The organism is Terrabacter sp. MAHUQ-38, from assembly GCF_014518425.1.
Taxonomy (GTDB): Bacteria; Actinomycetota; Actinomycetes; order Actinomycetales; family Dermatophilaceae; genus Terrabacter.
Genome location: NZ_JACVCU010000004.1, coordinates 301,833 through 316,569, shown reverse-complemented (window position 1 = coordinate 316,569; position 14,737 = coordinate 301,833). Strand labels below are relative to the sequence as shown.

Here is a 14,737-nt window from a genome sequence, read left to right as displayed (position 1 = left end):
GGCGTCGGCCACCTTCTGCGGCAGCCTCTCCCGGCGACCGCGTCTGGCGCCTATGGGCGAGGGGCCTCACCATGACGCTGGCGCCGCCCGGATCACGGCAGTGTCGGCGCGCAGGCCCAAGCGCAGAGCCTCGAGGTTGACGACGTCGTCAAGGGCAATGTTGCCGAGGTTCACGTCGGATCCGAACCGGCTGATGCACCAGGCTTGCTGGTCCCTGCGAGGCGCTTCGAACAGGAGGCGTCCCGGGCCGGCCACCCCGACCACAGTATCGACAATCTCTTCGATCACCTCACCGCTCGCGTCATATGTGCCGGCTGTCCCGCTCTCGCGGCCTTCGGTGATCACGAGCCATGCACCGGCGGCGAGGTCATGCCTGACTTCGTCCTTCCATTGCCAGAGATCCAGGCGCCGCGCCGGATCCTTGAAGCCCACTTCGGTGAGCACGGTGAAGGATCGCGCAGCTCGAGCGATGAGTCGAGTCTTGTCCGCGAGCGACATCGGCATGACTCCTCGTGAGACCTCCACGAGGGGCACGCCGACTTCCGCCGCCCATGCCATGCATTCCTCGACGCGGCCTTGACTCCAAGCGATCTCCAGCAGAGTGCCGCCAAGGCAAGCCTGCACGCCGTGCCTGGCCAGAAGCGTGAGCTTGGCGTCCAGCTCACGGTCCAGGTACGCGGTGCCCCATCCGAACTTCCAGATATCGACGAATTCTCCAGCCGCCTCGAGGAGGGCACGGGTCTGGGACACGGGAAGCCCTTTGTCGAGAACGTGGGTCAGGCCGGTCGCGCGCGGCTTGCCCGGTCGTAGTGGAAGGCTCAGGAAGTCCGGCGACATGTAACCTATAGTAGACGTCACAAGCAGGATCCGACAAACACATCAGACGAGAGGTCAGTGGTACATGATGCGCGCAGCACCGTCGCCAACGCCGTCGCCGGCTTCCATCGCACCATCGCCCGAGATCGGGGGGGCAGGTACCGAGCTTGCAGAACTGGTCCTGACTGCACGCGAGCATCCCGGCCTGCTGGGCAAGTCCGTGATCGGGCTGGTGTCCGACGTGTTCGGGCCGACCGACTGGCTCAGCGGACCGGGCGACGACGGCGCCGCCATCCCCCTGGCCGGAACGAACGTGATCGCCTGCGGCGAGGCGCTCTGGCCGCCCTTCGTGGCGAGGGATCCATACGGCGCTGGAGTTGCGGCAGTACTGACGAACGTGAATGACCTGGCCGCGATGGGGGCCACGCCCCTTGGCATCATCGACACGATCGTCGCCGACGACAGTGTTGCTCACCGGGTTCTCCAGGGAATGCGATACGCCTGTGAGATCTACGGCGTCCCGCTGCTCGGCGGCCATCTCACCCGAGACGACGGCGCGCCATCGGTCTCCGCGTTTGGCATCGGCTGCGCCTCACATCCACTGTCCGTCGCCAACATCCGGACTGGGCAGCGCCTCGTTTTCGCCTGCGCGGTCGAGGGCGACATGCGAGAGGACTTTCCATTCTTCCGGTCCTTCGACGTGCGGGCTGAAAAGGTCGCCGGCGATGTCCGAGTCCTCGCCGAGGTGGCCGACAGTGGTGCCTGCGTGGCGGCGAAGGACGTCAGCATGGCTGGTTTCGTTGGTTCCCTCGCCATGCTGCTCGAGCACGGTCGATTCGGCGTCACCGTCGACCTTGACAAGGTTGCGCGGCCGCGTGGCGTGCCGATGCACCGCTGGCTGAGCTGCTTTCCCAGTTTCGGCTTCCTGCTGTGCGTCCCGTCGGGTCGCGAGGATGACTGCCTCCGGCCGTTTCATCAGCGCGGGCTGAAAGCTGATGTCATCGGCGAGATCGACCCCGGCGGGCAGGTTGCACTCCGTCGAGGCGCTGAACGCGTCACAGCTTTCGACCTTTTCACCGACACAGTGACCCGCTTGCGTCGCGCGTAACCGATCCGAGGACGCATGAAACCGTCACGCCGCGCCGCCGAGCCTGTGAGACTCGGCCACCCCGAGACTCGGTTGAGCTGGCGACAAGGGCGGGCGACCCATCCGATGACAGACCCGACACCTCCTACCCCGTCGTGATGCTGACGTTCACCGCCTCGCGCAGCGTATTCGTCACGTAACAGGCCCGCGTGGCTGCATCGACAAGGTCCTCCAGCTCCTGGGGAGTCGGGCCGGTGACATGGACTCGGATGCGGACCGCGTCGAAGCGAAGTCCCGCGTAGTCACCCACGACGTCCACTCGTGCGCGGCCCAGCGCAACTCCGCGCCTGCTGGCGCTGTGTACCAACGCCAGTGTGAAGCAGGACGCAACCGACGCCAGGAGTAGGTCCGTAGGCCCCGGGGCGGCCCCGGTTCCGCCAACCGATTCGGGTTCATCGACCGCCAGGCTGAAACCCTCAACCTCCACCTCACACCGCAGGGGCCCAGGGAGCCACGAGGCATGGGCCATACGGCTGCTCAACATTGCCACACCTCCGTCGATACACTATCCGCATCAGAACATACATCATAGTATACGCCGCTGGTTCGCATGACCTGGAGGAGCACCCCAGACCGTCGAGAGCGCGTCGGATGGATGCCGCCTCAGTGCAGCGACGGAACCCGAAGCGAGATCCACACGGCCTTTGCGGGCCGCGCCGAGGGATTGCGCCAGCGGTGTGGATGATCCGTACGGAGATGCAGAGAGTCTCCTTGGCGGAGCTGATAAGTGGTGTCGATCTCGAACTCCATGGAACCGCTGAGCAGGTACACGAGCTCCTCCCCGGGCTGCGCGAGGGGGGCCTTTCCGCTGTCCAGGCCCGGAGCGATCGTGACGATGGCCGCAGAGAGGGCGAAGCGGCCGAACGGCCCGGCGAGATTCTGCCTGTTCACGCCGTCGGGCGAGGGAAGCAGGTCGTCTCGATCTTTGGCGCGAACAAGCACAGCCGGCGCAGTACCGTCGGCGCCTTCCTCGATGAAGTAGCCCACCGAACGGCCGAGCGCCCGAGCAAGCTTCATCAGGGTGGTGATCGTCGGGACCATGGCGTTGCGTTCCATCTTGTGGATCGCCGCCGCGGAAACGCCGGATCGCTCCGCCAGCTGCTGCAGTGAGAGCCCCTCGCCCTGGCGCAAGAGATAGATCTTTGGCCCGATGCCCGCAATGACCTCGTCCAAGGCGTCCCTCGCTCCTCTTGTCGACTCATGGCCGTAGCGACCTGTCCCGAGTAGGATAGATGATGTTCCGTCCATCATCATGGAGGCACACCGACGGGGATCAGCACGCGGCAGACCGGGCGCGCGTCCAGCGATCGGCCGCAGGTCCTATTCGAGAGTTTGATGGTCTCGGTGCGTCACCAGCCTTCGCATCCGCCCACACGGACTGCTTGGTCCCACCCACTGCGGCAGGCGCCCGAAGAGGAGGAGCACGACGAATGAAGAAGAAGCCGACCGTCACGGCGGCGCGGGTCTATGACACCCCAGCCCAGACCGATGGCACTCGCGTCTTGGTCGACCGCGTCTGGCCACGCGGTGTGAGCAGGGAGAACGCGCACATCGAGCACTGGTGCAAACAGGTCGCCCCCTCGACCGAATTACGCAAATGGTACGGGCATGAGCCGGCGCTGTACGACGAGTTCTCACGTCGCTATCGTTCCGAGCTCGAGGATCCCGTGCGTGCAGCAGCCTTGACGCAGCTTCGGGCACTGGCCCAGTCACGGCCTCTGACTCTCGTCACGGCCACGAAGGCACTTGAGATCAGCCAGGCCGCCGTCCTCGTTGACGTCATTCGAGGGTCATGAGGTCCTGACCGGCCCGTCGAGACAGGTCCCAACCGGGTCGTGGGGCATCACGTCTGAAGCGGTCACTCGCTCGGCAGCGGGGCCTGGAAGCTCGAAGACATCACACTGGCTAGCCGGCTCACTCTGGCGTGACCTTGTCACCATGCAGCGCAATCTGCATCGGCTGGTGACGCAGCCCCAGATAGTCTTCGGCTTCCTCGTAGGCCGACCACCCGAGCCTCTCGAAGAACCGCACATTGGCCAGCTGAATCTGAGCGATCATCCGCTGTCCCCCGTGTGAGCGGGCATAGGCGACGGCGTACCGCACCAGGGGCGCGCCCGCACCGCACGTGCGAGCGGCTGGGAGAACTGCCAACCGGTCCCCCTTCCAGAGTCCAGTGTGTTCCTCGAGCAGATACAGCCGGACCGTCCCCACAGGCTGACCGCGCATGAACGCCAACACCCGAACAAGGTCCTCACGTCGGTCATGCGCATCGAGATCGGATCCGACGAACATCCCCTGCTCCTCAACGAAAACAGCATGCCGAATGCCATGGTGCATCAAGCGTTCTTCATCGGTGCGCGCCTCTGCGCAGACAACCTCGGCAGGCACGCCGGGGGCCGCGGTAGCGGGTTCAGCGGATGCCGGCGACACAGGCCGGGCGTTCACGGCGATCCCCGATGTGTCGGCATGGGCAGGACTGCTTGGAGGCTGCTGAGCGCCGAGCAAGCCTGGCAGCGCGCACAGCCGGCCGACACCATGCTGGAGTCCATCCCACGCATGGCCATGTAGGCCGCGACCCGTCGGTAGACGCTCTCGGTATACGCCGCTGACGGGGGAACCGCATCCTGCATGAGGCTGCCTGCCACGGGACGTAGCGGCACCACGAACGGGTACACACCCATGTCGATGGCCCGCTTGCAGCCGGCAACGGTCAGCTCGACGTCCTCGCCCATGCCGAGGATCACGTACGTCGACACCTGCCCCTCGCCGAAGAGAGACACGGCTCGTTCCCATGCGGTGAAGTAGCCTTCGATCCCGGTGCGCGCCTTGCCCGGAGCCACTCGCGCAAGCACCTGCGGGTCGAAGGTCTCGACATGGATGCCGACCGAGTCGATTCCCAGGCCATGGACTTCGTTGATGACATCCAGATTGCGAGGTGGCTCGAACTGGACCTCCACCGGTAGCCCTGAGCTCTCCTTGACCGCATTTCCGCACTTGGCGACGTACCTGGCACCGCGATCCACGCCATTCGAGCTACCGGTCGTCAGCGTCGCGTCGACAGCGCCGTCTAGCGTGCGAGCCGCGACAGCGACCTCCGCGAGCTGCGCCGGCGATTTCTTCACGATCGTGCGGCCCGCATCCAACGACAGCTCGATGCCACAGAAGGCGCACTGGTCCGGTGTCGCCCAGTAGGAGCAGGTCTGCACAACCGTGCTGGCAAACGAGTCAAGATGCATGAGCCCGATCTGCCAGTACGGCACCCCATCGGCCGTGGTCAGGTCGTAGAACTTGGGTCGCGGAGCGCCTTGGGCCGCTGCCAACCAGACCCCGTCGCGGTAGATCCCGTATCCGGCGTCTTCCCACTTGAGGACATATGGCGAGGCGAGGGCCTGCACGCTCACGGTCGGAACGGTCACGGCCACGCCCTCGATCCAGAGCATTCCGGAATCGGTCGGCCCGGCGCCTCCCTTACGGGTCTCGAGCTGGGCCTCTACCCGCAGGCCCACGCTCTGCAATTCGACTATCAGCTGGGCAACGTGCGTGGGGACGGGCTGAGGCTGGGAGGGGGTCTCGGCCGGCGCAGCGTCGGCGGGCGCAGGGTTGCTGCCCCGCGTGGTCCTTGCGATAGTCATGGCTGGCCGCCTTGACGCGGTTCGGGTCCGGCGTCCGGCTCACGTGCTGCCAGGTCTCTGAAGCGATGGGCGCGGGCGGCGTCCAGGGCGGTGCCTGGATCGAAACCGGAGCTGGTCGCAAGTGCTGTGGAAGGGCATTGGGCCAGGACGCCTGCGGCGTCCACGTGCGTGAGCTCGGCAACCGTCCCGCATTCGCGGCTCAGCACTTGCGCCGCCTCGTGTACCAGCGTGACGGCCGTCTTATACAGGTCGGCGTCGACCATGATCAACGGGTACAGGCGACGCTCGGCCGCTCTCCATCGCGTCACTGCGACCGGCTCATCGCGGGCCTGGCCCTGGAGGAGCTGCTGGTTCTCGTCAGCGACCTTGGTTCCCCTGGAGGGGTTTGGCTTCATCATGACATCTACTATAGTGAATGCATGAATCGTATGCTAGAGGCGCTTGGGGCGACGTTCCTACGCGCATCACCGCAGCCAGGTCGTGGTTCTCGAGCCAGCGGCGATCGGGTCGTGGGTCAGCAGGGCTCTAGCCATCGCGGGCGGGGGCGGCGACGTGCCTGTCGCCCTGCGCGAGTGCGCGCGCCGTCGAGGCACCTACGGGCGCAAGAGGTCACGGCATGACTGGCGACGTACGGATCTTCTACGACACCTATGTCGATTCAGTCATGCAGCTGAAGGCCACTCGCGCCATGACCGACATCGTTGGCGTCGAGTGGGCCGCGGCGGCAATGGCCACCCCAGCCAACCAGCAGACACTGACGTCGGAGGGGTTCGCGACCACGGGTATGGGGTCGGCAAACGACCTGTTCCTCGCGGTCCGGGGAGCCGACGATGCCGTCGTACAGGGGGCCCTGTCGGCAGGGGCGGACATCATGTTCGCCAGCCGGCACAGCAAGGACGGCACGGTACACACGCGCGCCCACCGCACGATCGGCCGGGCGGCGCGTGAACGGCCCGACACCAACGTTGCCATCATCTCGGTGCCCGGCGCGTATGCGGCGCTTGAAGCCCACGAGGCGTTGACTGCCGGCCTGGATGTGTTGTTGTTCAGCGACAACGTCTCCGTCTCCGACGAGGTGGCCCTGAAGGAGCGCGCCGCGGGCCTCGGTCACCTGCTGATGGGCCCCGGGGCGGGTACGGCACTGCTGGGCGGCACTGGGCTCGGCTTCGCCAATGTGGTCGATCCCGGCCCGGTCGGCATCATGGCGGCGGCCGGAACGGGTGCTCAAGAGGCCATGAGTCTGCTCGACCGCTGGGGTGTCGGCATCTCGTGCGTCATCGGGCTCGGAGGCCGCGACCTGTCCGAGGCCGTCGACGGCCAGATGGCCAAGGCGGCGATCGCATCCCTTCGGGCCGACCCAGGCACCGAGTTGATCTTTCTCGTGTCGAAGCCGCCTGCCGAGCGAGTTGCGCGGGCAGTCCTTGCGACAGCCGACGACTTCCCGCTCATCGCAGCGCTGGTCGGCCGCGCGGCTGACGCAGGCCCGATCACCGGGCGGCGAGTGGCTCGGACCCTCGAGGCAGGCGCCTTGGAGGTCTTGGACCTGCTCGGCGTGGAACGCCCCGACATCCTTGGTGCACTACAGGAGCAGGTGGCGGGAGCCTGCGAAGGGTTGGCGGCCGGACGCACCCTGGTCCGAGGTCTCTTCTCCGGGGGGACACTCTGTTACGAGTCGTTGGTGATCCTCGGCGATGTTCTGGGCCCGGTGTATTCGAACGTCCCGCTGGATGATTCGCTTCGGGCGCCTGCGCCCCCAGGGAGCCACATCTGCCTCGATCTCGGTGAAGAGGAATACACGGTCGGTCGACCCCATCCGATGATCGACCTGCAGGCACGCGTGGAGATGGTCGATGAGCAGGGGCGCGATCCGGCCGTCGCAGTGATCCTGCTGGATGTCGTCCTGGGATTCGGCGCGCATCAGGATCCTGCGAGCCAGCTCGCCCCGGCGTGCGCACGGGCCGTCCAACATGGCGCCTCGGTCGTCGCCTATGTGCTCGGCACGCACCAGGACCCGCAGGGCTACGTCCGCCAGCGCGCGATGCTCAAGGACGCGGGCTGCATCGTGCCGGAGACCGCCGCCCGCGCTGCGTACGCGGCCGCCGCGATCGCAAGGCGCGACCCCTCGCTCGTTACGAGGCAACCATGAGCACCGCAGAGATCGGGCTCGTCACCTACTCCACCAAGCCGCGCGGAGGTGTCGTGCACACCCTGTACCTCGCGGAGGCGCTCATGGACGCGGGTGTGCCCGTTCACATCGTCACCCTCGGCGAGCCGGGTTCCGGCTTCTTCCGTCCCACGCGCGTTCCGTACACCGTCGTTCCGGCCCCTGCCCACGCGGACACGCTGGAGCAGCGCGTGTTCGACTCGGTCGATGCGCTCGAACGTGGTTTGCGGTCCCTGGGGCAGCGCTTCGCGCTCATGCACACGCAAGACTGCATTTCGGCGCGAGCGGCAGCCCGCATCCGCGACAGCGGCTTCGGGCCACGTGTCGTGCGCACCGTTCACCACATCGACGACTTCACCACTCCCGCGCTGATCGACTGTCAGCGTCAGGCCGTGCTAGAGCCGGATGCAGTGCTGGTCGTCAGCAGCGTCTGGCGTGAGCAGCTGTGGCGTGAGTTCGGCGTCGATGCTCAGGTGGTGCACAACGGTGTCGACGTCGGACGCTTCGCGCCGATCGCCCCGGACTGCAGGGCAGAGCTCCGCTCACGTGTCAACGCGGCCGGCCGATTCCTCTTCCTCGCCGTTGGCGGGGTCGAGCCCCGCAAGGGCAGCACCTACCTGTTCGAGGCTCTGGCCCGCTTGCGTACGAGAATGCAACCGACACCCGTGCTGGCCGTGATTGGCGGTCAATCCTTCCAGGACTATGAGCGATACCGTGCCGATGCGTTGGGGCAACTGGCGCATCTTGGGCTCGCTCTCGGGTCGGACGTGGTTCTGCTCGGGACCGTCCCGGAGTCGGAGATGGCAGCCTGGTACCGCGCAGCCGACGCATTGGCTTTCCCGTCGGTCAAGGAGGGTTTCGGCCTCGCAGTCCTCGAGGCGATGAGCGCCGACCTGCCAGTGGTCACCAGCGACCTACCGGTGTTCCGTGAGTACCTCCACGCCGGTCGCGACGCTCTCATGGCTCCGGTCGGCGACGTCTCCGCATTGTGCGACGCCCTGCACACGGTGGCGACCAATGCCCAGCTACGACGCGCCCTTGTCAGGGCGGGTCGGCCGATCGCCGCGCGATTCAGCTGGCAGGCGTCCGCTCACGAGCACCGCGCCCTGTATTCGCGGCTGCTGTCCACAACCCAACAGGCGTGAAGTCGCGCCCCATGGTTTCCGAGATTCCGAATTCGAACGCGGGAGAGTGCGTGAAGAGACCAGAGGCAGACGTTCGGGCGGGTCATGCGGCACCGCCAACCACTCTCGTCGAGATGAGCGCTGCCATCCGCGAGGGCCACGTCACGTCGGCCGAGCTAGTTGTTGCGGCGATTCGATCCATCGAGGCATGGCAGCCGCTCACGAACGCCGCGAGCGACGTCTGGCCCGAGGAGGCGCTCGCCGCAGCTCATGCACTTCCCGCCCAGTCGGTTGGGCCGCTGCACGGCGTGCCCGTACTGGTGAAGGACTTGTTCGACGTGGCCGGTCACGACACCACCGGGTGCTGCGAGGCGTTCCGCGGAAACCTCGCCACCGCGGACGCGTTCGTTGTCACGCGGCTTCGGGAAGCCGGCGCGATCATCATCGGAAAGACCAACATGCATGAACTGGCCGCGAGCGGCACCAACCACGTCTCCAGCTGCGGTCCGACCCGAAACCCATGGGCGCCAGACAGGTTGACTGGAGGATCAAGCGGAGGCTCAGCTGCCGCCGTGGCCACAAGGAGCGTCCCATTTGCTCTAGGAACCGACACAGCCGGCTCGATCAGAGTGCCCTCCTCGTTCTGCGGGACGGTGGGGCTCAAGCCAACTCACGGGCGCATTCCGATGGCCGGGGCGATGCCCCTCTCCCCCAGTCTCGGCTGCATTGGTCCGATGGCCGCCACGGTGGAGGACGTCGCGTTGGGTTACGCCGTTCTGACCAACCAGCACCAACCGATCCCGGCGGTTCAGCAGAGTCTGCGGGGCGTGCGGATCGGTCTGGTTCACGATGGCTACTTCGCCCGCCTGATCCATCCCGCCATACGTGGGGCCCTCGGTCATGTCGCTGATGTGCTCGCGGCAGCTGGTGCCACACTCGTGGAGTCCCACCTGCCGAATATGGACGGAGCCCTACACACCTGGGGCGACATCGCCTGGCCTGAGTTCGCGGTCTCCTACCCAGATCTCGACCTGCACCGGGTCGGTCGTGAAATCGTGGGACATTACCGCTACGGGCAGCACCTGAGCGCCACCGACCAGGCTCTTGCCCATCAGCACGCCGCGAGGATCCAAGCGGAGTTCGCGACTGCCCTTGGCGACGCCGATGCACTTCTGCTACCGGCAACGGCCTATCCCGCACCGCGTTTCGTCGACGAGGAGATCGTCCTGGGGGATGGGGAAGCCCTGAATGTGTTCCGAGGCGGTCCGGTCTGGTTCACCTGTCCGATAGATATCGCCCTTCTTCCGGCGCTTTCATTTCCCGCCGGTTTCGACACGGCCGGCTTGCCACTGGGCGTACAGCTGGTCGGGCGATTCGCCGACGAGTGGACCCTGCTGCGCATCGGTCTGGAATTTCAGGCGCGGACCACCCATCATCTGCGCACACCCCGGTTGCCGCCCTCCTGACCTGCTCGCCGGGAGCGGAACGTCACCCGCTGACATCTATTATCCGACATGGATCTGTAGTATGGTAAACGCATGGTTCAGCCACTTGTACACGACGCTCACCGCCACATCGGTCTCCTCCCGGCCTACCCGTTCTACGGTGGCCCGCCGGTACACCCGGACACGTCGGCGCGAGGCACCATCGCCGACCTTGTTGCCGATCTACAGTCCGAAGGCACGGAGCGGGCGCTGGTGCTTCCGAACTACGGAGTTCCTGACGCCGCAGTGTCGTTCGCGTTCAACGAGCTGGTGCTCGAGGCCGCCGACAAGGATGACCGGATCCGGTGCGGGCTGTGGGTCTCACCCCGCCCGCAGGACACTGAGCTGAATCTTGCGGCACTGGCTCACGCCGGCGAGAAAGGAGTCAAGGTCCTCAAGACGAGCTTCCTGCTCGGCGGCCGGGCCGATGACCCGGACTGCCGGCCGCAGCTCGACCACATCTTCGACACTGCTCGCCGACACGGCCTCGTGGTCCATGTCCACACCTCTTCTGGTGGAGCCTCCGACATCGACGAGATCGGTTCACTCGTAGACCGGTATGGAGACGACGTCAAGATTCACCTGGTACACCTCGGGGGCGGAGTCAGCGCGCACATCAAGCTGATCGGGAGCCGACTCTTCGACTGGATCGAAGCAGGAAAGCAGGTGTACACGGACACCAGCTGGGCCGTCGGCTTCGCGCCGCGCTGGCTGGTGCAGGAGATCGCACGCCGCGGAATCGGCCACGACCGTCTGCTGTTCGCCAGCGACGAGCCCTGGGGCGATCACGCCGGCGAACTCGCGCGCCTTCGGGCGGCAGCCGGAGACGGTGAACTCGCCAACTTGATCCTGCGCGGCAACTTCGAAGCGCTCTATGACTGACGTTCTCCGGAACACGGGCAGGACCTAAGTGCCCGCTGGTTCTCGCCCGCCGCACGTTCGATCATTGCGCGGTCCAACCCTTTGACTCACCCAAATGCATCATTCAGAAGATCAGAGAAGGGGCATCCCCATGGCAAGTATCGTCGGAGAACGGGTCAATGTAGGCGACGCTATCGTCGACTACGAGGACAAGGTATTCCCGGATCATCAGGCAGAGCCGGGACAGAAAGCGTTCGTCTTCTATCACTGCGTGCCGTTCGAAAGCTCGGCCTCGCTGGTGAACCTGCTGACCGCGACACGGATCCTGCGCAAGGGTTTCGAGACGCACATCATCATGTTTGGCCCCGGGTCGCTGGCCGCCGCCGCTACCAGAGGCTTCCCCAAAGTCGGCGATGAGGGCTTCCCCGGAAACATGAACTACAACAACCTCCTGCAGAGGTTCATGGACGAAGGCGGCCATGCTTACGCGTGCCGATTCTCGGCCGCAGCTCTCTACGGCATGCGGGAGATCGACATGATGGAGGGCGTGAAGCCAATCAACCCCAAAGACGTGCTGGACGCCGCCATTACGGCATGGCGCGAGCGAGCGCTAACCCTCAACACCTGGACCATGTAGGGGAGCTTCGGCAAGCCAGCACCGCGGACATCAACGGCGTCCAGGCGCTACGCATTTCACGACGACGCAAAGCCGCGTTGACAGCGGGGGCCAAGGGACGGCCCAAGGCATACAACCGCCACGGAGGTAACGATGAGGCCGCGAGACACTGCAACACGCATCGTCGCCGGTGTCGACGGGAGTCAGGCGTCCGTCCACGCGCTGCGATGGGCTTGGCGTCAAGCGCAATCAACCGGCGCCACGCTGTCCGCGGTTATCGCCTGGGATCAGCCCGCCCACGACGCCGAGGCTGCCTACGCCGGAGTAGGCCCCCTCGTGGACTGGGAAGGAGCCGCACGCTTGCACGTTGAAGACAGCATTCGCGAGACGGTTGGCGAGGACGGTCTCCCGGGTGTTACTCCAGTCGTCACCTGGGGCCGTCCAGCCGCCGTCCTGATGGAGGCCGCCGCTGACGCCGACCTCTTGGTCGTCGGCACTCATGGCCACCAGGGTCTCCTCGGGACGCTGTCGGGGTCCGTCAGCCTCCATCTCGCGCATCACGCACCATGCCCTCTGACGATCATCCCATCACCGCGCGATGCCCGGCCGCCAACATCCAGAGTCAGCAAGATCGTCGTGGGTGTCGACGGCTCACCGCCGTCGCTTCAGGCGCTGCAGTGGGCCTCGCGTCAAGCGAAAGCAACCCTGGCTCGGCTCGAGGCGGTCATGGTCTACGCAAGCCCAAACCAACCAATCAGCCCGACGGGCGCTCCCGGGGGAAATCCCTACGGCTGGCGAGGCAACGCTGACCTGAAGCTACATCATGCAGTCGTCGATGCACTGGGCTATCAAGCAGCCAAGGAGGTGACCCAAACGGTTCTCGAGGGTCACGCTCTACCGGCACTGATCGCGGTCGCCACCGACGCGGACATGCTGGTCGTGGGCTCCAGCGGCCACGGCGCTCTCGCCGGAATGCTGCTGGGATCAGTGAGCACCCGGCTGAGCGAGCACCCGCCGTGCCCGCTCACCATCATCCGCCCCAGCACAAGCACGAGCCACCGGACAAGGCCCCATGCGAACTGGCGGCGTCGCACGCGCTCAGATGCGAGTTCTGCTGTCGAGCACGGACATTTCTGGCGCCCGTGAATGCCGGTGCTCGGAGTACTTGGGGCTCGCAGGTCGGACGCGAAGTTCGCGGACGACGGCCGCTGCCGGCACCCACGAACAACCGGCACAACATCAGTATCCAACCAGGAGATGCCCAATGACCGAGTCGATGTATCACCCGACCACGCCGGAGATCGCCGCCCGACGTAAGGAGCTCGCACCCGGTATCCACCACGCGTTCGAGGCGTTCAGCCGCGCCGTATTCGACGAGGGATCACTACCTGAGAAGACCAAGCAGCTCATCGCAGTCGCGGTCGCGCACACCACCCAATGCCCTTACTGCATCCAGGGCCACACGCGCCTGGCCCATCGCAAGGGCGCAAGCGACGAGGAGATCATGGAGGCGGTCTGGGTCGCAGCTGAGATGCGCGCCGGCGGCGCTTACGCCCACTCCACACTGGCCCTGCATGCGCTTGAGACGATGGCAACCTCGCGCCCGCTGAGTCACGAAGGGTCGCACGCGACCACGGTCCGCGGCCCAGGCAACGTCTAACCCTCACGCCGACGACCGCGCATGGAACCGGTCTGCCCGAGCAGTGCTACGGAGCGGTGGAATGTGATCCGTAGGGAAGAGGATTGGCGATGTAGGCGGCCAGTTCTTCGGCGACCACGAGCTGCTCGGATCGCCAGGGTGGCTGGTCATGGATGTGGGCGCCCCAGCCTGTCCCGGCGATCAGGTAGGCCTCCAGGTACAGCGGCTTGTCACCGGTGAGCAGGGTGCCGCGCAGCACCGGTCGCAGGGCGGCCGGGGCTGGGCCGCCGCCAGCAAGGTGAGCGATGCCGGCGGCGGCGGTGTCGGCCTGCTGTGCAGCGAGGCTGCCGTTCTTGACCGGCAGGTCGGTGGCGTCGCCCGCGGCGAAGATGTGCCCACCCGTGTGGCGTACGCGACATCGTTGGTCCACCGAGATGAACCGATCGACGGCGTCGCCCGGAATGCCACGCAGGTTCGGCCCAGTGATCGTCGGCAGCGTGACGATCCGGTCAGGGTGCAGGTCGATGCCGGCGGGCTCGAGATGCAGCAGCTGCGGCCCATCGACGCGGGCCCGAGTTCGGGTGTGCAGTGCGATCCCCGCCTCGCGCAGTAGAGCCTCGACTCTCCTGCCGACCTCATCGCCGAATGCGTGCAGGGGCCGAGGCTGTGGCGTGACGACCGCGATGCTTGGGCGTAGTCCGCGGTCGTGTGCGTGCTTTGCTGTCAGCAGTGCAAGTTCATAGAGCGGCAGCGGCCATGATGGCCCTGGGGGCTCGATCAGGACAACGTGCCTCATGGCGCCGACGTCGAGCTGTTGGACGATTTGCCGATACAGGTGGCCCGAGGTGCGATCGCTGAACACGGAAACATGAGGCTTCGGCGTGCGTTCCCGCCCGCCGGGCGCGAGCAGCAAGGCGTCGTAATGCAACTGCCGCCCGCCCACGGTGTGCACGGTGCGCGCGGGCAGATCGACCGACGCGGCCCTGTCGCGGACCCAATGGGCTCCGGCGTCCTCCACGATGCGCTGGATCGGGTGGCGTTCTGCCTCGCCCAAGCCGAACGGCACCAGGACGGTGCGCTCCCGATAGATCAGCTCCTCGCCAGGGCACAGCAGATTGAGCACGACTGTGTCTCCAGCCAGTCTGCGCAAGCGCAACAGGGCCTCTATGGCGGCGACGCCGCCCCCGCAAATCAGGACTGTAAGAGCGTCCATATCAGTTACTCCAGCGGCGAGACCCGCCGGACGGCCGGCCG

General features: G+C 66.1%; 16 protein-coding genes. 9 read left to right on the top strand and 7 right to left on the bottom strand.

From position 1 onward, the window contains the following. Positions 1-66 precede the first annotated feature (66 nt). Positions 67-837 (bottom strand): phosphosulfolactate synthase, encoded by a 771-nt coding sequence (locus H9I49_RS16580; RefSeq protein WP_188031497.1) that lies wholly within the window; start codon positions 835-837, stop codon positions 67-69. 64 nt (positions 838-901) lie between these two features. Between H9I49_RS16580 and H9I49_RS16575 the strand changes: the two genes are divergently transcribed. After that, positions 902-1,924: an AIR synthase related protein gene (locus tag H9I49_RS16575; protein ID WP_188031496.1), complete on the top strand. Its 1,023-nt coding sequence runs from the start codon at positions 902-904 to the stop codon at positions 1,922-1,924. Positions 1,925-2,048: 124 nt separating this feature from the next. Here H9I49_RS16575 and H9I49_RS24550 read toward each other — a convergent pair whose 3' ends face one another. Both H9I49_RS24550 and H9I49_RS16565 read right to left on the bottom strand, forming a co-directional pair. Then, positions 2,049-2,432, bottom strand: a complete 384-nt coding sequence (locus H9I49_RS24550) for an OsmC family protein (RefSeq protein ID WP_370587640.1) — start codon at positions 2,430-2,432, stop codon at positions 2,049-2,051. Between the two features lie 134 nt (positions 2,433-2,566). Then, complete coding sequence (locus H9I49_RS16565) at positions 2,567-3,136, bottom strand: cupin domain-containing protein (protein WP_188031494.1); 570 nt, start codon at positions 3,134-3,136, stop codon at positions 2,567-2,569. Between the two features lie 257 nt (positions 3,137-3,393). Here H9I49_RS16565 and H9I49_RS16560 point away from each other — a divergent pair, with 257 nt between their 5' ends. Continuing rightward, a complete protein-coding gene (locus H9I49_RS16560; protein WP_188031493.1) occupies positions 3,394-3,759 on the top strand; it encodes a DUF488 domain-containing protein in 366 nt (121 codons plus the stop codon). 118 nt (positions 3,760-3,877) lie between these two features. On the opposite strand, the gene H9I49_RS16555 is transcribed toward H9I49_RS16560, so the two are convergent. The 3 genes from H9I49_RS16555 to H9I49_RS16545 are packed head-to-tail and all read right to left on the bottom strand — an operon-like array spanning position 3,878 to position 5,993. Continuing rightward, positions 3,878-4,408: an MSMEG_0567/Sll0786 family nitrogen starvation N-acetyltransferase gene (locus tag H9I49_RS16555; RefSeq protein WP_223128813.1), complete on the bottom strand. Its 531-nt coding sequence runs from the start codon at positions 4,406-4,408 to the stop codon at positions 3,878-3,880. Further along, the gene (locus H9I49_RS16550) at positions 4,405-5,595 is read right to left on the bottom strand and encodes an MSMEG_0568 family radical SAM protein (protein ID WP_188031491.1); all 1,191 of its coding nucleotides are present in this window, start codon (positions 5,593-5,595) and stop codon (positions 4,405-4,407) included. The genes H9I49_RS16555 and H9I49_RS16550 overlap by 4 nt, the downstream gene beginning before the upstream one ends. After that, positions 5,592-5,993: a hypothetical protein gene (locus H9I49_RS16545; RefSeq protein ID WP_188031490.1), complete on the bottom strand. Its 402-nt coding sequence runs from the start codon at positions 5,991-5,993 to the stop codon at positions 5,592-5,594. Before H9I49_RS16545 ends, H9I49_RS16550 begins: the two co-directional genes overlap by 4 nt. A 218-nt stretch (positions 5,994-6,211) precedes the next feature. On the opposite strand from H9I49_RS16545, the gene H9I49_RS16540 reads away from it, so the two are divergent. From H9I49_RS16540 to H9I49_RS16510, 7 genes are all read left to right on the top strand, one after another. After that, entirely contained in the window at positions 6,212-7,741 is a 1,530-nt protein-coding gene (locus tag H9I49_RS16540) for a protein FdrA (RefSeq protein ID WP_188031489.1), read from the top strand. Continuing rightward, positions 7,738-8,904 (top strand): MSMEG_0565 family glycosyltransferase, encoded by a 1,167-nt coding sequence (locus tag H9I49_RS16535; protein ID WP_188031488.1) that lies wholly within the window; start codon positions 7,738-7,740, stop codon positions 8,902-8,904. Before H9I49_RS16540 ends, H9I49_RS16535 begins: the two co-directional genes overlap by 4 nt. A 113-nt stretch (positions 8,905-9,017) precedes the next feature. Further along, entirely contained in the window at positions 9,018-10,349 is a 1,332-nt protein-coding gene (locus H9I49_RS16530) for an amidase (protein WP_188031487.1), read from the top strand. Between the two features lie 72 nt (positions 10,350-10,421). Continuing rightward, the gene (locus H9I49_RS16525; RefSeq protein ID WP_188031486.1) at positions 10,422-11,249 is read left to right on the top strand and encodes an amidohydrolase family protein; all 828 of its coding nucleotides are present in this window, start codon (positions 10,422-10,424) and stop codon (positions 11,247-11,249) included. Between the two features lie 130 nt (positions 11,250-11,379). Next, the gene (locus H9I49_RS16520) at positions 11,380-11,865 is read left to right on the top strand and encodes an MSMEG_0572/Sll0783 family nitrogen starvation response protein (protein ID WP_188031485.1); all 486 of its coding nucleotides are present in this window, start codon (positions 11,380-11,382) and stop codon (positions 11,863-11,865) included. A gap of 132 nt (positions 11,866-11,997) precedes the next feature. After that, entirely contained in the window at positions 11,998-12,990 is a 993-nt protein-coding gene (locus H9I49_RS24545; protein ID WP_188031484.1) for a universal stress protein, read from the top strand. Positions 12,991-13,108: 118 nt separating this feature from the next. Then, positions 13,109-13,504, top strand: a complete 396-nt coding sequence (locus H9I49_RS16510; protein WP_188031483.1) for a carboxymuconolactone decarboxylase family protein — start codon at positions 13,109-13,111, stop codon at positions 13,502-13,504. 46 nt (positions 13,505-13,550) lie between these two features. Here H9I49_RS16510 and H9I49_RS16505 read toward each other — a convergent pair whose 3' ends face one another. After that, positions 13,551-14,696 (bottom strand): FAD-dependent oxidoreductase, encoded by a 1,146-nt coding sequence (locus H9I49_RS16505; RefSeq protein WP_370587610.1) that lies wholly within the window; start codon positions 14,694-14,696, stop codon positions 13,551-13,553. Positions 14,697-14,737 lie beyond the last annotated feature (41 nt).